The sequence below is a fragment of the Chloroflexota bacterium genome, from assembly GCA_016197225.1.
In the GTDB taxonomy this organism is placed as follows: domain Bacteria; phylum Chloroflexota; class Anaerolineae; order Anaerolineales; family VGOW01; genus VGOW01.
Window position 1 is genome coordinate 1 of record JACPWC010000009.1, and the last position, 20,652, is coordinate 20,652.

Consider the following 20,652-nt stretch of genomic DNA (forward strand, 5'->3'; position numbering starts at 1 on the left):
ACGGACTCATAGTTGGATGAATCGCTTTCGGCGCATTTTGATTCGCTGGGACAAGTCTGCTGAGAATTACATCGCTTTTCTGCATTTCGCCTGCGCGCTCGTCGCTTTCAGGGCCGCTGGGTTATTAGGATAGGCACTTAGCCCAAGCCCTTTTTGTGTCTTGACAAAGGGGGCCACTATAATCTGGAGTCGTTGGAGTCCATCTGAAAAACGATTGTTGTTTTTGTTAGCAGACAAGAGCACAGTTGTCATATTCAACACCAGCACTTATCAGTCCCGACAGTTCCTCTTACCAACACCTATAGAACCTATTAATGTTTTCTGGTCTGTAGAAGACCAAAATGTGTTTCTACAAACAGTTGAGGGGGAAATATGGTGGCTATCCGAGTTTACCGATGTTTCTCCTCATGAACCTATCACTCCTTTGGATCTTGCTGTTCGCACCGCTTTCTGGAATCCACAGCATGACACTTTAGTCATGTTAACAAAGGACAATAGCCTGTGGGCAATTCATAACATGTCCACGCCAACCATTACACAACTTACAGCATCATTACCTGATATTCACACAGTGCGCTGGTCGCCAGACGGGCATCATGTTGCATTTGTGAATGGTTCTGACATTTACATTATTTCCCCGCCATGACATTTGCAAGTGAGAAGCAAATGTTTACCTATCACCACTGACCCTGCTATATATCCAAATTCCTCACATCCTTCGCATGCGTCTGAATGAACTTCCGCCGGGGCGGCACGGCACTACCCATCAGCATGTCGAAGGTGCGGTCGGCGGCGGCGGCGTCTTCGATGTGCACTTGCAGGATGGTGCGCTTGGTGGGATCCATCGTCGTCTCCCACAACTGCTCCGGGTTCATCTCGCCCAAACCTTTGTAACGCTGAATGGCGGCCTTGTCCGCGCCCGCGCCGAGCGCCTTGAGGGCTTTGTCCTTCTCGGCGTCGGTGTAAACGTACTGCGCCTGCTTCTTGTGTTCGATGCGGTACAGCGGCGGCTGGGCGATGTAGAGATGACTATTCTCGATGATGGGAATCATGTAGCGGAAGAAGAAGGTGAGCAGGAGCGTGCGGATGTGGCTTCCATCCACGTCGGCGTCGGTCATGAGCAGGATACGGTGATAGCGCAAGCCGGTCAGGTCAAAGCCTTCGCCGATTCCCGTTCCCAGGGCCGAGATGAGAGCCTTCACTTCGTTGTTGCCCAGAATCTTGTCGAGGCGCGTGCGCTCGGTGTTCAAGATTTTGCCACGCAGAGGCAGGATGGCCTGGAAGTGGCGGTCGCGGCCCTGCTTGGCGCTGTTGTGAACAAATATACCGCTGGCCAGAGCGAAGTTGTGGTATCCGTCAACGGTTAGATCATAAACATCAGCGGTTTCAGCCACGACTCGGACGGTCACCACTTTGCAATTGGCGTTGGCCGCCACTTCAAGCATTTGTCGTTCATCTCCGGCAAAATAATCGTTGACGAGACGGTCGTAGCGCGGCGCAGTTCGAGCTGATTGAAGACGCAATGCTTCGTAAGCTTCCCGCACGTTGTTGGCATCCAAAACGCGATTGAGAAGCAACAATGCCTTGAGCCGATGGCCTTCCCGAATAAGCTCGCCTTTATCTTGCGAGGAAGTGGTTTGCCGCCAATTGGCTAACGCTGAAAGAATGCGCTCGCGTTGTTCTATATCGGCCCAGCCGCGTTGCCGGGCGGCGACAATTTTTTTGCGGTGTTCGGGGTGTTCTCGCCACCATTGACCGACTTGCTCACTATGCCGCCGGCGATAAGATTCGTCCTTCCATTGTTCGCGCGTCTTCTCTGCACGCCAGGTGCGCAATTCAGCATTTTCCCATTGCTTCAACGCCGCCTCCCGCAACTGTTCCCGCGCTTCAGGGTGCTCTTCAAAAAAGCGCGCGGTGCGTCCGGCTTGTTCGCGACGATGTTCAGGGCTTGACCAGTAGGCCGCCTGCATTTCCCGCATTCGCGCGCAGTAAGCCTCGTAGTCTTCAGGAGACAGCGACGCAAACCACTCCTGAAAGCCCTGCAAAAGCTTCGCATTAAGCGCTTCGTCTTGCCTCTGCAATTTCACTCGTTCGCTCATATACTGGCGATAGGCCGGGTCTTGCCACTGCAAAATAGCTTGCTCGCTCAACTGCCGAATTTTGCGTTCGCGGTAGGCCGGGTCTCGCCAGAGTTTCTTTGCCATTTCCCCGGCCAGTTCGGCGTGCAGGCGTTGATGATCCCGCCAGAACATCCGCTCAATGTTGCGCGGATCGTTGTTGAGTTTATTGAAGTCTTTGTGATGGCGGGTGTTGCCCGCTTTTCTGGTGTAAACGCCGGTCAGCAAGTTATACAGATCAGCCAGATGATGGGTGTGATTCCACTCACCCTGCCCGTTCATCCACACCATCTCATAGCCGGGGCCGGGCAACTCATCTTCACTTGTCAGGCGAGTTTTGAATGGCATCAGGCTTTCGTCCGGTTGAAGTTTGCTGGCCGCTTGGTAAGACCCGTCGCGCAAACGGAAAGGATGGTCAGGAGTGCATCGGATCCGTTCGCCGTTGTCGAGAACCACTTCCACCAAAGCCGTTTGCTTTTTGGTCAGGCGCGGCTCAACCAATGGCACAATGCGAATATCGCCCTCCGCATTTGTGGCATAACCAAAATGCTGAACGCCGCGTTGCCAATCTTCGGACAGCTCTTTCATCGTTTTGGCAATGCCGGAGGCCAGAGGCACACGTGTCTCTGCCGCCAAACACCCGCCGGCGCTGTCGCCTTCCACGATGTAAAGCTCACACTTGGCCGGGTCGCGCTCCGAGCAGTCGGCCAGCTTGCCGGGCAGGGTCAGGCTTTCGAGCGCCGATTTGCGAATGACTAGGTCGCGCGCCTTGCGGGCCGCGTCGCGGGCGCGGGCCGAGGTCAGGCACTTTTCGACAATGGCCCTGGCCTCGCGCGGATTCTCTTCCAGAAAGGCTCCGAAGGCATCGCCCAGCACGCGCTGGACAATCGTGCTCACTTCCGGGTTCATCAGCTTCACTTTGGTCTGGCTCTCGAACTGCGGCTCGCGGTGCTTGACGCTCACGATGCCGGTCACACCTTCTGCCGTGTCGTTGCCGGTAAAGTTGGGATCGGACTCTTTGAGCAGGCCGGCCTTGCGGGCGTAGTCGTTGAGAGTGCGAGTGAGGGCCGTGCGCAGGCCGGTGAGGTGGGTGCCGCCGTCCACGGTGTTGATAGTGTTGGCGAACGAATAAACGGACTCGGCGTAAGCGTCGGTATATTGCACCGCCACTTCCACCCCTACCCCGTCCACTTCTTTTTCCACGTGAATGACGGGATGGATGGCCTCTTTGTTGCGATTGAGATAGCGGACGAACGACTTGATGCCGCCTTCAAAGTGGAACGTCATCTGGCGCTCACTGCGCTCGTCCAAAAATTCCAACGTCACACCTTTGGTCACAAAGGCCATCTCGCGGAAGCGCTGAACCAGCGTCTCGTATTTATATTCGTTCTCGTCTTTGAAGATGCTGGTGTCGCGCAGGAACTTGATGGTTGTGCCTGTGCCTTCCGCCTTGCCGGTGGACTTGACCGACGCTTGCGGCGCGCCGCGCTTGAACTGCTGATACCACAACTTGCCGTCGCGCTTCACCCAGGCTTCGCACACGTCGGACAGGGCGTTGACGGCACTCACGCCCACCCCGTGCAGGCCGCCGGACACTTTGTAGCCGCCGCCGCCAAACTTGCCGCCGGCGTGCAATTTGGTCATCACCACCTGCAGGGCCGACACTTTCTCGGTCGGGTGAATATCCACCGGGATGCCGCGCCCGTTGTCCTCCACGCTCACGGCGTTGTCGGCGTGGATGGTGACGCGGATGTGATCGCACGCCCCGGCCAGGGCTTCGTCAATGGAGTTGTCAACGACTTCGTAGATCAGGTGATGCAGGGCGCGGATGTCGGTGCCGCCGACGTACATGCCGGGGCGGCGGCGCACGGCCTCCAACCCTTCCAGCACTTGAATCTGACTTGCGCTATATTCAGTCTCGTTTGCCATTCAATTCGCTCCAAACCGACGACAGACGATGGACGATAGACGAAAGCACTTTTCCGTCGTCTATCGTCTATCGTCTGTCGTCATCTTTTCAATTTCGCGTTTACTACCAGCCATTGCCGCATTTCCGTCCACCAGCGATAGCGATCTTTATAGAACACGAACGTGGCCGCCACCAGCCCGGTGGACACAAAGGCATGGCCGCCGATCCCGGCCAGCGTCAGCCACGAGTCGGGGGCGGGCAATGACCACACGTAACCCAGCCCCCAGTTGAGGACGGCGATGACGGCGAACAGGCCCATCACCGGCCAGATGTTCCACTGCACCAGGCGGACGCTGTCCAGGATGGAACCGAACACGCCGCGATCTTTCAGCACCATGCCATGCATGCTGAAAGCCAGGTAAAGAAACAGCCATAACATCAACGCCCCCCAGACCGAAATGCCCAACCCGGCCAGAGCCGGGCTGATGATCTGCAGAATGCCAATGAACACCAACACCGGCAAACTGATGAAGACCATAGAGAATCCGACCACCACACAAAAGGCGGCCAGCCTGGCCCAGTTGATGAGGACTCGCCGGAGAGTCTGAATCAACGTCGGCCTATCGCCATCCTGCAACAACGACCCGATGGTGCTGAAGTAAATTGCGCCCAGCAGAAGCCCGGTGATTGAGAAGGCCAGGGCCAGGGTGAGAAAGAACAACTCGTTATCCACCAGCCAGAGGACGGGTTGGCCGCCGGGGAGGAGGATGGGCAGTTGGCTCGTCATCAGGCTGGGCACGCCGAGCGGCGCAGTGCTGAGCAGGGTGAAGATGTTCGTGCGCCGCCCCAACTCCTGAAGAATATCCACCCATATCTGGCGGCCCTGCAAACTGGCCGGGTCGGTGAACTCGATGCTTCTCAGAAAATCAATGGATCTCTGGGCAATGGGGTTGACGGAGAGATGCGGCCCCAGCCAGAGAAACAGATCCAAAATGATCGGGAGCAGAAGCAGGCTCAAGTGGGAAGCGACGGCCTCGAAGCCGGTGGTGAGCGATTCGATAATGCCGACCGGCGGTTTTGGCTCGTCGAGGACGGCGCGAGCTTGGGGTATCACGATTGGTGATTCTACCATGATAAAAGTTGGCGGGTTTGGCGTAGGTTTAACGGCGATTGACCATCGCTTCCGCTTGCAGGTAAAATCACGCCGAAATTTGGAGGTACATCTTGGAACAATTCATCATCGAAGGTGGCCGCCCGTTGAATGGCGTGGTGCGGCCCTCCGGCAACAAGAACTCGGCCCTGCCTCTGCTGGCCGCCTGCCTGCTCACCGATCAGCCCGTCACCCTGCACAACGTGCCGGACATCCGCGACGTGCAGACCATGCGCCAACTTATCGCCGATCTGGGCGCAAGCGTTGAAGAACTCGCGCCGCATACCTGGAAGATCGAAGCCGCGGACGTTCGCAAAGCCGAACTCGACCCGGCCCTGTGCAAAGCCATTCGCGCCTCAATTTTGCTGGCCGGCCCCATGCTGGGCCGCCTGGGCCACATCGAACTGCCCCCGCCCGGCGGCGACGTGATCGGGCGGCGGCGGGTGGACAGCCACCTGCTGGCGCTGGAGGCGATGGGGGCTGAAATTACCCACAATGGCCGTTTCTCTCTTCACGTTGATCAGTTGCGTGGCGCAAACATCCTGCTCGACGAGTGCAGTGTGACCGCCACCGAGAACGCAGTGATGGCCGCCACGCGGGCGAAGGGCGTGACTCAACTCCGAAACGCCGCCTCCGAGCCGCACGTGCAGGAGCTATGTCATTTCCTGAATTCGCTGGGCGCTTGCATTTCCGGCATTGGCTCGAACACGCTGACGATTGAGGGCGTAGAGAGCCTGCGCGGCGGCGAGTTCACCATCGGCCCCGACTATCTCGAAGTAGTGAGCTTCATCGGCGCGGCGGCGGTGACGGGCGGCGCGGTGCGGATCGAAAACGCCGGGCCGCAATATCTTGACATGATCTCGCTCGTGTTCCGGCGGTTGGGCGTGCGCTGGCAGACCGAGGGCGACGACATCATCGTCAACGACGATCAATCCCTCACCATCGTCCCCGACCTGGGCGGCGCCATCCCGGAGATCAAAACCAACGTCTGGCCGGCCTGGCCCACCGACTTGAACAGCATCGCCATCACCGTCGCCACCCAGGCCGCCGGGTCGGTGCTCTTTCACGACTGGATGTATCCGAGCCGGATGTACTTCATTGACAAGCTGGTGGGCATGGGGGCGCGCATCATCCTGTGCGACCCGCATCGTTGTCTGGTGCAGGGGCCGGATCGCCTGCAGGCCGAGAAGCTCGAAAGCCCCGACATCCGCGCCGGGGTGAGCCTGCTCATTGCCGCCCTGTGCGCCGACGGCACGTCCGTTATTCGCAACATCGGCCAGATCGAGCGCGGTTACGAACGCATTGACGAGAAGCTGAGGGCGCTGGGGGCGAACATCCAGCGTGAGGCGGTCTGATCTATGGATTTTGTGCGAAGCAACATTTGGGCGTTTCAAATTATCTCAGGCGTCTTGTGGACGCTGGCTTACATTCTTATCATCAAACGCGGGTTTCAGGATCGAACCTTTGGCATGCCCCTGCCGGCCCTGGCCGCCAACATCTCCTGGGAGTTTCTCTTTTCTTTTATCCGTCCGCACCCCACGCCGCAACTCTACGTCAACATCGTCTGGTTTTTGTTTGATGTCGTCATCCTGTTCCAGGCTTTTCGTTTCGGCAAGGCAGTTTTCGAGGGGGGATTGCCGAAGCGCCTGTTTTACCCCGCTCTGGCTCTCACGCTCGTGATCGGCTTTGGCCTGGTTGCCGCTATTTCTAGCGAATTTAATGATTGGGAGGGCAAGTATGCGGCCTTCGGGCAAAACCTGATGATGTCAGTGTTGTTCGTGTCAATGCTTTTCCAGCGCAACAACGTCGGCGGACAATCGTTGTACATCGCCGTTTTCAAAATGGCCGGAACCCTCGTGCCGTCCGTTCTCTTTTTTGCGTTTGTGCCGTCTTCCCCTCTCTTGAACTTTCTCTACGTTAGCATCTTCATTTTCGATCTCATCTACGTCCTCGCCTTGTACCAAAAACTCGCCGGGTCGGGCATCAATCCCTGGGCCAGATTTTAGCGGCTACACCATCAAACTCTTTCGGTAAGCTTCAGGGGTGAAGGCTAAAGACAGTTCCCACGCGGAGCCGGGTGAGGGGCGAGTCGCCTTCCACGCGCCCGCCGGTGGCAGTGGGTTGTGGCGGTCAAACAGTTTCCGGTAATGCTCCAGCACGATCTCATCCAAACCTAAATCTTTCAGCAGAACCGCAATCGGGCCGCCGTGCGTGACAAAGGCGGCCGGCCCCGTTCCAGGACTGGCCGAGGCAACCCGTTCCCACGTCGGCCACAATCTTTCACGCACGTCAATTTCTTTCTCTTCGGGCCGCCACTCGGCCAGTGAAGCGTCTTCGTGAAATGAGGCCTCGGCCTCACCTGCGGCGATTTGGGCCGTGCGCTGGCAACGCTCGAGCGGGCTGGCGAGAATGCGCCGCACACCTGCATCGCGCAGAAACGCGCCCAACTGCGTCGCCTCATCTTCGCCCTGTGGCGTGAGCGGCGGGCCGGGCGGCAGATGATAGACGAGGTCAGTCCGGCTCCAGTCGGGCGTGGCGTGGCGGATGAGGTAGAGGGTGGAAGATGAGAGAGTCAAAAACGCGGTCCGGTAAAGTTGGGCGATTTGGCAAATCGCCCTACAAAAGTCAGGCGGCACTTTAGCAGAGTTTGGAGAGGGGTCAAGGTGGATGAATGGCTAGCAAGATGTGTTCAAGTGAGCCTGTAAGCCGCTTTCTGTGCCTCTTGCGAGGCGGCGATCATCTCTCTGGGCCGGACATTACTGCCCGGCTCGTGCGGTCTACCCGAGGCTCAAACGCTGCGAGCAACAGCTCGCCTCTGCTCGATCTTGCTCCCGGCGGGGGTTGCCTGGCCGCTCGCGTTGCCGCGAGCGCCGGTGGTCTCTTACACCACCGTTTCACCCTCACCTGGATTGCTGATTTTTGATTGTTGATTTCTGATTGCCGCTTTAGGCGAACAATCATCATTCAGAAATCATCAATCAGCAATCCAGGCACTACGCTTCTCTGTGGCCCTCTTCCAGCAGGTTGCCCCGCTCCGGGCGTTACCCGGCGCCGTGCTCTGTGGAGAGCGGACTTTCCTCGACGCGCCCGAAGACGCGCCGCGATCACCCGGCTCACTTGAACGTCCCTATCATAACACGCGACTCTGCTACAATTGCCGCAAAGGAGATGAAGAGATGACACGCCAACTTCGCTCGCGCCTCAACATCGCCATAGCCGCCCTGGCTCTGGGGGTGATGGCCTGCACTTGCTCGAACATTACCAACCTCATCGCCACCCCCACTCCCGGCGAGCCGCCCACCCCCACCTCCGCCCCGACCGCCCCCGTCGAGACGGCCATCCCCATTCCCACCAAGCCGGTCACCGGCGGCGGCGGCATCGTCGCCGGAGACTTGCAAGTGGTCAACACCAACGTCGTCCAACGCAGTGACGGCGGCTGGCGGCTCCTGGGCGAAGTCTTCAACAACACCGAGGCCACCGCCGCCAACGTCAGCCTGGCCGTCGAATGGCTTGACGCCTCGGGCGCTTCGCTCGGCACAGACGTGACCTACATCCTCACCACCAACATTGCGCCCGGCGAAACCGCGCCCTTCGTTTACAACATTTATGATGCCGGCGTGCCGCTGGCCTCCTTCACTGCCGATGTCACCGACTTTACCCCCTCTCAGGAAATCGTCCGCGCGGCACTCGATCTCGAAAACCCGGCATTCACGATAGACGAGTCCGGCGACTTTCACTGCACCGGCGAACTGGTGAACAACACCAACAGCCCGGCCCTGATTGACGGTTTGGCCGCCTCGATTTTGGACAGCAACCGTGCCTTGTTCTCGGCCGACATTTTTGGGGCCGTCACCCGTTATTTGGCTCCCGGTGAACGAACGCCCTATCGCGTCTCGCCGCTCGGCGTGGAAGGCGCTTCGGTCGCCGACTACTTCTGCTATGTTTACACTGACGCCGTCGTAACCGAGCCTCTGCCCAAAACCGCCGCCGTTTTCAAAGACACCAACGAAGACGGCGATAACAGCAACGACGTGTTGTACTTCGTCGATTCGCTGGGCTACAGCCACCTGGTGGGCGAAGTGGTCAACAACGGAGAAGAAACCTTAAACGTCGGACTCACCGGCGGGTTGTACGACGAGGCCGGCAACGTCATAGACGCAGCCTTCAACTCGATCCCGGTGCCGCTCGCCCCTGGCGAGGCCCTGCCCTTCGATTTCACCTACTTTTCGGCCACCAACTACAATGCCACCCTCCAGGAAAACATCGCCAGCTTCACCGTGCAAGTTGATCTTTACTGGACTTACGCTTCGACGGCGGATTACGCGCCGCTTGAAACCCGCAACGGCTCGGCCACCGAAGACGGTAGCGTCATCACCGAAACAGTGGACGTGATGAACACTCAGAACTTCAACGTGGACTACGCTTACGTCGTCGCCAGCGTCACCGACGCCACCGGTCAGGTGGTGGGCTACAGTTACGCCACCACCGACCCCATCGCCGCCGGGGCCACCGTCAAAACCCAGATCACCATTTACATTGATCCCTCCCTCGATCCGTCCACCCTGCAAGTCAACTTGATCGCCAAAGCGCCCAAACCCTAGAACCGACCTCCGATCGGAGGGGTTTATGCTAAGCCGCTCCGGTCTTCTCTTATGCGCCGCTTCCTTCCAATTTTAGTTGTCTCGCTGTTCGCGCTCTTCACCGCCCAGCCGCTCTTCGTCCGCCAGCTCACCTGTTCCGACGACAACCCATTTGCGCTCGCCAGAGCCGTGAACCTGGAACAGCTCATCCGCGACGGGCACATTTTTAGCCGCTGGTCGCCGCACATGGCGCACGGTTACGGCTTCCCGTTCTACAACTACTACGGCGCGCTTAGTTCCTTTGCCCTAGTTGCCATACACAGTCTCGGCTTCATCTATCCAACGGCGCTACACATCCTCTTTGGCTTGTGCATCTGGGGGGCCGGTTTAGGCGCCTACGCTTTTGCCCGCGAGTGGTGGGGCGAGGCGGGCGGCGTGGTTGCCGCCGTGCTTTACCTCACCGCGCCCTACTTAGCCTTCGACATCCTCTTTCGCGGCGCGCTGGCCGAAACCCTGGCCCTCGTCTGGCTTCCCCTCATCCTCTTCACCCTCCATCGCGCCCTCAACTCACCGACGCATGCTTCACATTCGTCGTTTGGGGTTTGGAATTGGGGGTTTGGGACTTGGGGTTTTTTAGCCAGCCTGTCCTTCGCCGCATTGATGTTCACCCACAACACCTCCTCGCTCGCCGCCCTCCCGCTCGTCACCGGTTACGTGGCCCTGATGGCGTTCCTTCATCGCGACTGGCGCAAACTTTTTCAGGGCGGCCTCATCGTCGTCATCGGCCTCGCTCTCTCAGCCCGCTTCTGGCTTCCGGCCCTGGCCGAAATCAACCTGGTGCAAACGGATCGCCTTCTCGTCCCGCCCATTTTCACCTACTACACCAACTACCTCAGCCTGCGCGAACTCTTTGCCCCGCCTGCAGCCATCGATCCTCTACTCATCAATCCCTCACCGGCCAAAGCCCTCGGCCTCGTGGCAATTGTGTTGGCCCTCGTTGGCCTCGTCGCCGTCGTCTGGCAAGCAGCGCGCAATCGCCAACAAAGGACAGCCTTGTCGTTTGTCGTTTGGACTTTGCTCTGTCTCGCTGTTTATATCTTCCTCACCCTGCCCCTCTCACAACCAATTTGGGATCATGTTCCCCTCGTTCCCTTCATTCAGTTTCCCTGGCGCTTTCTTGGCCCGGCGGCGTTGTGCGCCGCCCTGCTCGCCGGCGGCGGCGGCCGCTGGCTCACCAGGCATCAATGGACTGCCGCCGCCGCCATCGCCCTCATCGCGGCGCTCGGCCACCTCTCGTGGTGGTATCCGCGCTATTGTGAGCCGTTCAAAGAGATCAGTCTGGGAAGCACGTTGCAGTACGAATACGACACGTTCACCATTGGCACGACCGCCAAAGGCGAATATCTTCCTCGAACTGTCACACTCTTGCCCGACGACGACTCAATCGCCGAAGCCCTCATGCGCGGTGAACAGCCGCAATACCTCACCGGGCTACCCGCCGCCTCGACCCTCACCCTCCTCGATCCCGACCCGCTCAACTACGAAGCAACGGTCACTGTCGCCAGGTTGACTCAAGTGACGTTCAACCAGTTCTACTTCCCCGGCTGGCGAGCCACGCTCGACGGCCAGCAGACTGACATCATCCTCACGCCCGGCACCGGCCTGATCACTGTGCTTATTCCGGCTGGCACGCACACCTTGCGCTTTCATTTCGGCACTACGCCGGTTCGCGCGGCGGGTGACACGATTTCCATCATCGCCATCGTGGCTGTTATCGCATATTTCGTATTGCGTATTCCATTGAAGCAACTTCCTCAACGCTCTCCTGCTCCTCCGCTCCTCAGCGCCCCTGCCGATTTCGGGGTTTGGATTTTGGGGCTTGGGATTTTGCTTTTGCTGATCATCCGCCCGCTCGTCATTGACCGAACTTCAAACCCGCTCCGCCGTTCGGTCTTCGACGGCCAAACACTCAGCCTCGGCCAGCCCTTGAACCTCAACCTGGCGGGCGGCCTCAACGTCCTTTCGACCGAATTTCCTTCTTCGGTTGCCTCGGGTTCGCAGTTCGACGCAATGCTTTATCTCACCACTCGCGTTCCAACGCCGCCCGACTTTCGCCCGCGTTTCGATCTCATCTCTGGCGATGGCTCGCTGATCTGGAACAGCGGCAAGGATGCCTTGCCGCCGCGCTGGCACCGCGAGCCGCCAGACACGCAATACTGGCCGGTCGGGCAATACGCGCAGTGGGCGCGGCGCGAAACGGTTCTGCCCGGCACGCCGCCCGGCGAGTATCAACTCACGGCTACCATCTTTGATCGCCAGACTCTTGCGCCCGACAGCGTGATTGATACTGACGGCAACCCCGTCTCGCCGATCATTTCGCTGGGCGTCGTTCAGGTCACGCGCCCGCCGACGCCCAGCGAAGTGAGCGACCTCAACATTCAATATCTGGCGGATTACGATTTCGGCCCGATCACGTTGCTGGGTTATAACCAGGATCGAAGTGAGGCGCGACCGGGCGAGGCCGTCCTCATCACGCTTTTCCTGCGCGCCGACGAAACGATGCCTGACCTCAAGTTCAACCTGCTCGATCCATCTTATCCAACCTCACAATGGCAGGTCGGCGATGTATGGCGCTTTCAGACGCTGGCCCGCATTCCGGCCTCTGCCGAGTCCGGGTCGTTTCAATTTTCGTTGTCTCTGCTCGACACCGCCGAGTCGATCAGTTTACAGGCCATTCAACTGACTGCGCCCGAGCGCGCCTTTGTTGCGCCGGAAGTTGCTCAACCGGCCAAAATTCAGTTTGGGGATGTCATTGAGTTTGCTGGTTACACTCTGCGGGCTTCTTCGGAAGCGACGACGATTGATTTGCTGTGGCATGCCCTGGCCACGCCCGGTTTGGATTTGATTGCTTTTGTGCATTTTGAAGATGCGGCGGGGCGCGTCCTGGCTCAGTCGGACGCGGTGCCCGTCAACTGGAGCCGCCCCACGACCGGCTGGCTCCCCGGCGAGTACCTGCTGGACGGCAGAACCCTGCCGCCCCTGCAAACCGGCGATTACACCGTGTTCATCGGCCTGGCCGATCGAGTTACCGGAGTCCGTTTAGGTGAACGAGTCAAGGTTGGGGTTTACAAAGCGCCGTGAGTCGGGTAAAATCCCGCCACCAAGAAAACTCTGACACCAAGTGTTTTCGCAAAGCGGACACTTGGTGTCTTTGTGTCAGAAGCAAGGAGAACTCTCGTGGCAAATACTGCATCCGCTCAAAAACGCATCCGTTCAAATGCTCGTAAGGCCAAACACAATCAGGTTCGCAAGTCGCGCGTTCGCACCTCGGTGCGCGCCGCTCGCGAGGGCCTGAGCGACTCTGCCGAGGCCAAGAAGGCCGTGATGGCCGCTGTGAGTGAACTGGATCGCGCCGCGGCGAAGGGCGTTATTCACAAGAACAATGCCGCCCGCCGCAAAGGCCGCTTGATGAAGAAGCTGGCGGCCCTCGAAGCAAAGAAGTAATTCCAACCGTTTCGGCCCCAAAAGCCATCGCTTGCAAAAGGCGGTGGCTTTTTTGTTTTTAGCGTTAAATTGAGCTATTGACTAGAACATAAGTTCTATGATAAATTACTCACGTCTTCCCTGCTCTTATCAACTGCCCCGGAGCGTGTGACCCGTTTTTTGTGTCCGCTCTGCTCGCGCCCGGAATCCATTTCACACCCAACGGATTTCGGCTATGGCAACCAGGCTCTCTCACGAAATGATGGAATTTCAATCTGACCGGATCGAGTCGGTGCTGGCCTCGCATCGCATTCCGGTTCGAGTGCATGGCGGCGTCATCGCCCCGCGCTGGATTCGATTTCATTTCAGCGCCGCGCCCTCGGCCCGCGTCAGCAAAATTCGCAACCTGTCGGAGGAGATCGCGCTGGCGCTGGGCGCGGCCTCGGCCCGCATCGCCCGCGACGGCGACATGCTGGCCGTCGAGATTCCCCGCCCGGACGCCGAGGCGGTGCGGCTGTTGCCGCTGCTGCGAGACTTGCTTCGCACTTCCATGCTTCCGCCCGTCTCGGCCTGCATCGGCCTGACCGACACCGGCCAACCGCTCCTGCTCCGCCTACCTTCGCCCGACGTGACTCACATTCTGGTGGCGGGCGCAACCGGCTCGGGCAAAACCGAGTTGATGCGGGCCATGATTCTAAGTTTGGTTGCCGCCAACCGGCAGGCCAAAGTTCAACTGGTGTTGATCGATCCCAAGTCGCGCGGCTTTGGGCCGCTGGGGAGATTGCCTCACCTCATTGCCCCGCCCGCCGCGAACGTTGAGGCCGCCTCGGCCCTCCTCACCCGCCTCGCCGCCGAAATGGATCGTCGGGACGCCGACAACGCCACCCTGCCCCGCATCGTCATCGTGGTGGATGAAGTGATTGATTTGCTGATGACGGGCGGCAAGCCGGTGGAGGCCGCCCTCACCCGGCTGGCCCAGCGCGGGCGCGAGGCCGGCATCCATCTCATCCTCGGCGCGCAAAAACCGTCGTCCACTTTGCTTGGCCCGCAACTCAAAGCCAACCTGCCGGTGCGGCTGGTAGGCCGCGTGGGCAGTGTCGAAGACGCCCGCGTCGCCACTGGCATCGCCGGGAGCGGCGCCGAGAAGCTCACCGGGCGCGGCGACTTCATTGCCGTGGCCTGCGGCCAGACGATGCGTTTTCAAGTTGCCTACGTCTCACCTGCCGACCTGACTCATTTTTACGCCGCGGCCCGCGACCGCAACAACTTGATTCGCTTTGAGCAAAGCTTCGTATGAACTGGCGATTTGTTTTATTCGTGGCCGTGCTGGCATTTGTCATCACCCTGGCCGTCATCATCGGTCAGCGGTTGAGCAGTGAAGCCCTGTCAATCCTGCTCGGCGTCGTCATTGGCGTGGCCGCCAGCCTGCCCAGCAGTTTAATCATTGTGTGGGCGATGAAGCGGACTCAGCCGCCGCCTGCCGAGCCGCGAATCGTCGTCGTCCCGCCGGCGGCCGCCCCTCAACCGTCTCTGCCGCCCGCCCCTGGTTCGTGGAACGCCCCGCCGCCTACGTCAGGCCCGCCGCGTCGCCAGTTCGTCGTCATCGGCGGCGACGAGCCAGCCGACGAGTGAATCAAAAAGGGCCACCAGCGCCGCCGATGACCCTTTCAATCTCCAACTCCACGCAAAGACTCTATTTCTCTTCTGCCGGCCCCACATCCAGCCGGTAGCCCTGGCCGCGCAGCGTTTTCAAATAGCGCGGTTTGAGCGGGTTGGCTTCAATGATCGATCTCAGCCAGCTGACGTGAACGTCAAGCGTTCGCGTGTCGCCGGTGTAATCGGTTTCCCACACTTGTTTGATCAACGTCTTTCGCGACACCACTTCGCCGGAATGCCTCATCAACACTTCCAGCAGTTTGGCTTCTTTGGGCGTCAGGCGCTCTTCGCGCGAACCGCACTTCACCTTGCGTTGCGCCAGATTAAGCTTGATTGGCCCGGTTTGCAAAGTGATGCCCTCGCCCGCCGGCAGTAAACGATTGACGCCATTCAACAGCTTGCGCGGCGTGAACGGATGTTGCAAGGTCAGGTCGGCGCCGCTGTTGTCGTCGAAGGCCACCTTCTTGTCAATCACCAGCAGAATACGCGCATACTCCAGCGCCTTGCGCAAGTCGCGGCACATTCGCGCCCCGCTCATCTTGAGCGAGGCCGCGTCCACCACAATCACATCTGGAATTGTGCCATTGACTTTTGCGATCGCGTCGGAGGCCGTGTGGGCAACCATCACCGCATAGCCGCGTTTCTCAAGTGCGGGCGCAAATGAGGGCGCGCTCACCTTGCCGCTTTCGACGAGCAATATTTTCGGGTTGTTCATAGAGCCATCGTTTCCGAAAAGAAGAGGCAGACCGAAACACGCTGTTAATGTTTCGTGACTGCCTTTAAGGTAAAACGATTATACCAAGTCTCCCCCGCCTCGCAAGGGTGGACTTTAGTTCGATTGTGCTTGGGCGAATTATTCATTTCACGACTTACCCGATCAACATCAGCAAATTTCATCAGCCGCCAGAGCGCCTGGCAATCATCACAACAAATCGTCTCGCCTCATTGTTGATTCTCCCGCCTTCCGGTAAAATCTTCCGTCATGGTCAAAGCCGCACCCGAGTTCGCTGTTGTTGGAGGATTGCGCGAAGATTATTTCATCACCTCTGCCGGTGAAGCCCGCCTGCGCGAGATCGGCGGCAACGCGGTTTACGCCGCCGTCGGCGCGGCGCTGTGGCGAAAATCGGTCGGCCTCATCGCTCGCATCGGCGAGAATTACCCGATTGAATGGATCAAGCTGTTTGAGAAGCGCGGCTTTGACACGCGCGCCGTCAAAGTCGTGCCTGGCTGGCACGACACGCGCACCTTTTATGCCTACCTGAGTCTCGAAGAGCGCCTGGACACTGACCCTGCCGGGCATTTCGCCCGCATCGGCCAGCCACTGCCGGCTGAACTTAAAGACTACGCCTCCTCAACCGAGGGCCAGGAAGAACGACAGAAGTTTGGAGTGCTGGCCGCCCGTCCCGCCGACGTGCCATCCATCTTCAACGAGGCGCGCGGCCTGCACATCGCTCCGTGTGACTACCTCACGCACCGCACCATGCCCGAAGCCATGCGCGCCGCCGGAATCAAAACCGTCACCTGTGATCCTTCAATCCGCTACATGCAACCCGGCCAAAGGAATGAAATCGCCGGTGTGGTGCGCGGCCTCGACGCATTTTTGCCCAGCGAGATGGAAGTGCAGGCCTATTATCGCAGTGACGCCATTGACTACTGGGAAGCCGCCGCCGAGTTCGGCGCGATGGGCTGTCGCATCGTCGTCGTCAAGCGCGGCGCAAATGGCGCGTTTGTCTATCACCCCGAAACGAACAGCAAGTGGCACGTCCCGGCTTACCCAATCACTATTCGCGATGTGACAGGCGCAGGCGACGCATTTTGTGGCGGCTTCGTCGTCGGCCTGGCCGACACCGGCGACCCGGTGGAAGCCGCCTTGCGCGGGGCCGTGTCGGCTTCCATCACCCTTGAAGGCACAGGCGCGCTCAGCGGCCTCGACGCCCACCCCAACCTGCCCGAAGCGCGACTCAACTATCTCCGCGAGTCGGTTCGCAAGCTATGAGCCACTTTGCCGACTCTGCCCTCCAACGCGCCTTCGCCGCCGTTAACGCGGGGCAGACTCTCGACCGCGCCATCGCCATTCAACAGATTCCGGCGCCCACTTTTGCCGAAGCCAGACGCGCTGAGTATGTCGCTTGCGAATTCAAAGCACTGGGGTTGAGCGATGTTGAAGTGGACGACCTGGGGAATGTGTTTGCCCGCCGCCCAGGACGGGGAGGCCGCCACCCCGTCCTCGTCACCGCTCACACCGACACCGTCTTTCCAGCCGACACCGATCTCACGATTCAACGTCAATCGGATCGAATCGTCGGGCCGGGCCTGGGCGACAACTCGCTGGGCGTGGCCGGGCTGTTTGGGCTGATCGAAACATTGAACGCGGCGGCGGTCGAAACGCCCGCCGATGTGTGGCTGGCGGCCAACGTGGGCGAAGAGGGGCTGGGCGATTTGCGCGGCATGCGGCGGGTGATGGAACGCTTTGGGCCAAGCGTCGCCGCCACGATCATCATCGAAGGCATGGCCTTCGGCCATATTTATCACGAAGCGATTGGCGTCCACCGGTTTCGAATCACGGCCAGAGCCGAAGGCGGCCACTCGTACACGCACTTTGGCCGGCCCAGCGCCGTGCATGGCCTGGTGCGCCTGGCCTCGCGCCTGGCTGATCTTCCGCTGCCGGCCCAACCCAAGACCACGCTCAACATCGGACAGATCAGCGGCGGCACTTCGGTCAACACCATCGCCCGCCAGGCTTCGCTTGAGCTTGATCTGCGATCGGAAGATCCTAAAATGTTGGCCGGGCTGGTGAGCCAGGTTGAAAAATTGATTCAGGCCGCGAACGCTCCCGGTCTTATTTTAGAGACGGTCATCACCAGCCAACGTCCGGCCGGCGCTATTCCGCGCTCGCATCCGCTGGTGCAACTGGCCGTGAAGGCGCTTCGAGCCGTTGAAACCGAGCCGACGTTTGAAAAGGGAAGCACCGACACCAACGTTCCGCTCAGCCTGGGACTGCCGGCGGTGTGCATCGGCCTGAGCCGGGGCGGCAACGCCCACCGCCCGGATGAATACGTTGAACCGGCGATGTTGGCGAACGGGCTGAAGCAGTTGCTGTTTTTGGTGTTGGGCGCGTTTGAGTTGTAGAGGGTCAGTTCAGCGGAAGCGCAAACGACACTCTCGTTCCTTTGCCCGGCGCGCCGTCGCTCTCGGCCCAGATTTTTCCGCCGTGCAATTCCACCAACTGTTTGGCAATTGAGAGACCCAGGCCGGTGCCGCCGCCGGCGCGCGAGCGCGAGCTGTCGGCGCGATAGAAGCGCTCGAAGATGTGCGGCAAGGCTTCGGCAGAAATGCCCGAACCTGTGTCTGAAACGGCGAACGTTACTTGTCTAGCCTCACTCGTCACCCGGCACTCGATCCGCCCATCTTCTGGCGTGTGGCGAATGGCGTTGCTCAACAAGTTGCCCAGCACTTGAGCGATGCGTTGAGAGTCGAGGGCAAGTTGAGGCAGGTTTGGCGCGATGTTTGTTTGAAGCGACAGAGTCTTGGCTTCGGCCTGCCGGGTGAACTGAGCGACGACCGAACGAACGACCTCAGCCGGATCGGTCAGGGCGCGGTTGAGGCTGAGTTGCCCGGCCTCGGCCAGGGCCAGCGTCCGCAAATCGTCCACCAGGCGGGCCAACAGTTGTGATTGATCCAGCAGCGGTTGCAGGTTTTCGGCGCTCGGCGGCAGGACGCCGTCAATCACTGCTTCAAGGTTGGCTTGCAAGACGGCGATGGGGTTGCGAAGTTCGTGGGCGATGTCGGCCATCATACTCCGGCGCAGGCCTTCGGCCTTTTCGAGATCGGCAGACATGGCGTTGAATGAGGTTGCCAGTTCGCCGATCTCGTCGTTTGATGAAACCGGGACTCGATGCGAAAGGTCGCCGCGCGCCACAGCGCCGGTGGCCGAGGTGAGTTGGCGGATCGGGCGGACGAGGCCATAAGCCAGCAGTCCGCCAATGACCAAAGCCAGGCCGCCCGCCACGGCGGCGGCCAAAAAGATGGCTCGGTTGACCCGGAATAAAAGTTCATCTTCTGAGGCCTGCCCCGGCGATCCGAATCCGCCCATCATCATTCCCGGCCCGCTTCCTGCCGCCAGCAACGTTCCCACCTGAGCGCCGTCCACTTCGATTGGGAGACCTGAGGCAAGCTCATCGTTGCTCAAGCGTTGGCCGGTGAAGCGCCCGTCAGAGTCGGCCACGATTTGACCCTGCGCGTCGGCGATGATCAGCCGTTGCGACATCATGCCGCCCATCATGTGATCGGCGCTGATCAAGGTTTGCGCGCCCTCCCACGATCCACGTCCGCGATAGTAACCGGCTAGTTCCTGAGCCATGCCAGACTCGGTCGTCATGCCGCCCTGAAACATGAAGCCGCGCACTTCACGCGCCGCAACCTGGTTGGCCAGAAACGACACGACGGCTACGCCTACCAGAACGACGGCCATGAAGGAGAGAAGGAGCTTGGGGAAGAGACTCATAGTGGAGATTAGAGAATTGGAGATTAGAGATTGGAGGTCGGAGGTGGCTTTCGATCTCTAATCTCGAAATTTGTAGCCGATGCCGAAGACGGTTTGGATGTAGTCGGGTTTCTTTGGGTCGCGTTCGAGTTTGGCGCGCAGGTTTTTGATGTGCGCGTCGAGCGTGCGTTCGTAGCCTTCAAAGGCGTCACCTTGCGCCGCTTCGAGCAGTTGCAGGCGGGTGAAGGCGCGGCCCGGCTCACGGGCCATGACCGCCAACAGGCCAAATTCGGTGGGCGTGAGGTTGATGGCCTGGCCGCCGCGAGTGACGGTGTGGCGGGTGAGGTCAACGGTGATGTCGGCGGCGCGGACGATGTCCGGCGAAACCGGCGCGGCCTCGGCCCGGCGCAGAACGGCGCGAACGCGGGCCACCACTTCGCGGGCGCTGAAGGGCTTGGTCACGTAGTCATCTGCGCCTAACTCAAGGCCGATCAATCGGTCGGTTTCATCCACCCGCGCTGTGACCATGATGATCGGCACGTTGTCGGCGGCGCGCAGGCGGCGGGCGACTTCGATGCCGTCCATGCCCGGCAAGTTAAGATCGAGCAAGACCAAATCGGGCTTCTCGTGTTTGTATTGAGTCAGGGCCATCGGGCCGTCACCCGCCGTGACCACGCGAAAGCCGGCCTGTTCCAGATAGCCGCGCAGGACTTTGACCAGTTGGGGTTCGTCGTCTACGACAAGAATTGTGTGCGGCATTGCCTCTGTTTTACCGCAAAGACACAAAGAACGCAAAGGTTGTTTTTGTTTTCCCCGCGCTCTCTGTGTCTCTGTGGTAAGTTGATCAGACTTTCTCGCCGCAATACGGGCAGGCCTTCCAGCCCGGTTGAAGCGGCTTGCCGCAGTGAGCACAACCCGTTGTCACCCCCGGCGGCTGAGGCGCGTTGGAGGCGGCCACGCTTTTCACCAGCCACACTACGCCCAGCGCCACCAGGCCGACGAACAACAAAGGCACAACCAACATGCCGAAGCCAAAGAACGGCATTCCAAACCCGCCCATCATGCCTCTACCTCCAAACATGTGCCCCGGCCCCATCATGCCGTAGCCGTTCCATGCCGATTGCGGCGCGAAGAACGGGTACACAGTCGAAAAGACAAAAGCGAGCACGATCAGCACTACGCTGATCCCGATTATCCATTGAAGTCCTTTACTCATTTTAGCCTCCATCAGGTTAATAAGTCGCAGAGCGAGTTGCCAACTCGCTCCACAACAC

General features: G+C 59.6%; 18 protein-coding genes and 1 other RNA gene. 11 read left to right on the forward strand and 8 right to left on the reverse strand.

Annotated features, from left to right (window positions below; genetic code table 11):
- Both HYZ49_01465 and HYZ49_01470 read left to right on the forward strand, forming a co-directional pair.
- Positions 1 to 133: IS5/IS1182 family transposase (locus tag HYZ49_01465; protein ID MBI3240946.1), on the forward strand; the 133-nt coding region annotated here is incomplete at its 5' end.
- A gap of 81 nt (positions 134 to 214) precedes the next feature.
- Positions 215 to 646, forward strand: a complete 432-nt coding sequence (locus HYZ49_01470; protein MBI3240947.1) for a DPP IV N-terminal domain-containing protein — start codon at positions 215 to 217, stop codon at positions 644 to 646.
- 46 nt (positions 647 to 692) lie between these two features.
- Here HYZ49_01470 and gyrB read toward each other — a convergent pair whose 3' ends face one another.
- Positions 693 to 4,046, reverse strand: coding sequence for a DNA topoisomerase (ATP-hydrolyzing) subunit B (gene gyrB / locus HYZ49_01475; GenBank protein ID MBI3240948.1), 3,354 nt, complete (start codon positions 4,044 to 4,046; stop codon positions 693 to 695).
- Positions 4,047 to 4,126: 80 nt separating this feature from the next.
- Complete coding sequence (locus HYZ49_01480) at positions 4,127 to 5,140, reverse strand: hypothetical protein (GenBank protein ID MBI3240949.1); 1,014 nt, start codon at positions 5,138 to 5,140, stop codon at positions 4,127 to 4,129.
- A gap of 110 nt (positions 5,141 to 5,250) precedes the next feature.
- Here HYZ49_01480 and murA point away from each other — a divergent pair, with 110 nt between their 5' ends.
- On the forward strand, positions 5,251 to 6,531 hold the full coding sequence (murA, locus tag HYZ49_01485; GenBank protein ID MBI3240950.1) for a UDP-N-acetylglucosamine 1-carboxyvinyltransferase: 1,281 nt from the start codon (positions 5,251 to 5,253) through the stop codon (positions 6,529 to 6,531).
- Positions 6,532 to 6,534: 3 nt separating this feature from the next.
- Positions 6,535 to 7,182 carry a hypothetical protein gene (locus tag HYZ49_01490; GenBank protein MBI3240951.1) on the forward strand — a complete coding sequence of 216 codons (648 nt, stop codon included), beginning with the start codon at positions 6,535 to 6,537 and terminating at the stop codon, positions 7,180 to 7,182.
- A gap of 3 nt (positions 7,183 to 7,185) precedes the next feature.
- On the opposite strand, the gene HYZ49_01495 is transcribed toward HYZ49_01490, so the two are convergent.
- Both HYZ49_01495 and rnpB read right to left on the reverse strand, forming a co-directional pair.
- Positions 7,186 to 7,752 (reverse strand): histidine phosphatase family protein, encoded by a 567-nt coding sequence (locus tag HYZ49_01495; protein MBI3240952.1) that lies wholly within the window; start codon positions 7,750 to 7,752, stop codon positions 7,186 to 7,188.
- A 110-nt stretch (positions 7,753 to 7,862) separates the two neighbouring features.
- An RNA gene (gene rnpB, locus HYZ49_01500) (RNase P RNA component class A) lies at positions 7,863 to 8,296 on the reverse strand.
- A gap of 56 nt (positions 8,297 to 8,352) precedes the next feature.
- On the opposite strand from rnpB, the gene HYZ49_01505 reads away from it, so the two are divergent.
- From HYZ49_01505 to HYZ49_01525, 5 genes are all read left to right on the forward strand, one after another.
- Positions 8,353 to 9,777, forward strand: coding sequence for a hypothetical protein (locus tag HYZ49_01505; GenBank protein MBI3240953.1), 1,425 nt, complete (start codon positions 8,353 to 8,355; stop codon positions 9,775 to 9,777).
- Positions 9,778 to 9,828: 51 nt separating this feature from the next.
- Complete coding sequence (locus HYZ49_01510) at positions 9,829 to 12,897, forward strand: hypothetical protein (GenBank protein ID MBI3240954.1); 3,069 nt, start codon at positions 9,829 to 9,831, stop codon at positions 12,895 to 12,897.
- A gap of 96 nt (positions 12,898 to 12,993) precedes the next feature.
- Positions 12,994 to 13,260: a 30S ribosomal protein S20 gene (rpsT, locus tag HYZ49_01515; GenBank protein MBI3240955.1), complete on the forward strand. Its 267-nt coding sequence runs from the start codon at positions 12,994 to 12,996 to the stop codon at positions 13,258 to 13,260.
- Positions 13,261 to 13,474: 214 nt separating this feature from the next.
- Positions 13,475 to 14,536 (forward strand): DNA translocase FtsK, encoded by a 1,062-nt coding sequence (locus HYZ49_01520; GenBank protein ID MBI3240956.1) that lies wholly within the window; start codon positions 13,475 to 13,477, stop codon positions 14,534 to 14,536.
- Positions 14,533 to 14,871, forward strand: coding sequence for a hypothetical protein (locus HYZ49_01525; GenBank protein MBI3240957.1), 339 nt, complete (start codon positions 14,533 to 14,535; stop codon positions 14,869 to 14,871). Before HYZ49_01520 ends, HYZ49_01525 begins: the two co-directional genes overlap by 4 nt.
- Positions 14,872 to 14,932: 61 nt before the next feature.
- Here the strand turns inward: HYZ49_01525 and HYZ49_01530 are convergent, their stop codons facing one another.
- The gene (locus HYZ49_01530) at positions 14,933 to 15,610 is read right to left on the reverse strand and encodes a response regulator transcription factor (GenBank protein ID MBI3240958.1); all 678 of its coding nucleotides are present in this window, start codon (positions 15,608 to 15,610) and stop codon (positions 14,933 to 14,935) included.
- Between the two features lie 267 nt (positions 15,611 to 15,877).
- Here HYZ49_01530 and HYZ49_01535 point away from each other — a divergent pair, with 267 nt between their 5' ends.
- Both HYZ49_01535 and HYZ49_01540 read left to right on the forward strand, forming a co-directional pair.
- Positions 15,878 to 16,891, forward strand: coding sequence for a carbohydrate kinase family protein (locus HYZ49_01535; GenBank protein ID MBI3240959.1), 1,014 nt, complete (start codon positions 15,878 to 15,880; stop codon positions 16,889 to 16,891).
- Positions 16,888 to 18,024, forward strand: coding sequence for a M20/M25/M40 family metallo-hydrolase (locus HYZ49_01540; protein ID MBI3240960.1), 1,137 nt, complete (start codon positions 16,888 to 16,890; stop codon positions 18,022 to 18,024). The genes HYZ49_01535 and HYZ49_01540 overlap by 4 nt, the downstream gene beginning before the upstream one ends.
- A gap of 4 nt (positions 18,025 to 18,028) precedes the next feature.
- On the opposite strand, the gene HYZ49_01545 is transcribed toward HYZ49_01540, so the two are convergent.
- From HYZ49_01545 to HYZ49_01555, 3 genes are all read right to left on the reverse strand, one after another.
- The gene (locus tag HYZ49_01545; GenBank protein ID MBI3240961.1) at positions 18,029 to 19,399 is read right to left on the reverse strand and encodes a HAMP domain-containing protein; all 1,371 of its coding nucleotides are present in this window, start codon (positions 19,397 to 19,399) and stop codon (positions 18,029 to 18,031) included.
- Between the two features lie 57 nt (positions 19,400 to 19,456).
- Positions 19,457 to 20,137 carry a response regulator transcription factor gene (locus HYZ49_01550; GenBank protein MBI3240962.1) on the reverse strand — a complete coding sequence of 227 codons (681 nt, stop codon included), beginning with the start codon at positions 20,135 to 20,137 and terminating at the stop codon, positions 19,457 to 19,459.
- Positions 20,138 to 20,222: 85 nt separating this feature from the next.
- Positions 20,223 to 20,594, reverse strand: a complete 372-nt coding sequence (locus HYZ49_01555; GenBank protein ID MBI3240963.1) for a zinc ribbon domain-containing protein — start codon at positions 20,592 to 20,594, stop codon at positions 20,223 to 20,225.
- Positions 20,595 to 20,652 lie beyond the last annotated feature (58 nt).

Coding starts and splice junctions, on each gene's coding strand:
- HYZ49_01505 (MBI3240953.1), top strand. CDS start 8,353: ATGACACGCCAACTTCGCTCGCGCCTCAACATCGCCATAGCCGCCCTG.
- HYZ49_01540 (MBI3240960.1), top strand. CDS start 16,888: ATGAGCCACTTTGCCGACTCTGCCCTCCAACGCGCCTTCGCCGCCGTT.
- HYZ49_01525 (MBI3240957.1), top strand. CDS start 14,533: ATGAACTGGCGATTTGTTTTATTCGTGGCCGTGCTGGCATTTGTCATC.
- HYZ49_01545 (MBI3240961.1), bottom strand. CDS start 19,399: ATGAGTCTCTTCCCCAAGCTCCTTCTCTCCTTCATGGCCGTCGTTCTG.
- gyrB (MBI3240948.1), bottom strand. CDS start 4,046: ATGGCAAACGAGACTGAATATAGCGCAAGTCAGATTCAAGTGCTGGAA.
- HYZ49_01520 (MBI3240956.1), top strand. CDS start 13,475: ATGGCAACCAGGCTCTCTCACGAAATGATGGAATTTCAATCTGACCGG.
- HYZ49_01555 (MBI3240963.1), bottom strand. CDS start 20,594: ATGAGTAAAGGACTTCAATGGATAATCGGGATCAGCGTAGTGCTGATC.
- HYZ49_01490 (MBI3240951.1), top strand. CDS start 6,535: ATGGATTTTGTGCGAAGCAACATTTGGGCGTTTCAAATTATCTCAGGC.
- HYZ49_01510 (MBI3240954.1), top strand. CDS start 9,829: ATGCGCCGCTTCCTTCCAATTTTAGTTGTCTCGCTGTTCGCGCTCTTC.
- HYZ49_01530 (MBI3240958.1), bottom strand. CDS start 15,610: ATGAACAACCCGAAAATATTGCTCGTCGAAAGCGGCAAGGTGAGCGCG.
- HYZ49_01550 (MBI3240962.1), bottom strand. CDS start 20,137: ATGCCGCACACAATTCTTGTCGTAGACGACGAACCCCAACTGGTCAAA.
- HYZ49_01535 (MBI3240959.1), top strand. CDS start 15,878: ATGGTCAAAGCCGCACCCGAGTTCGCTGTTGTTGGAGGATTGCGCGAA.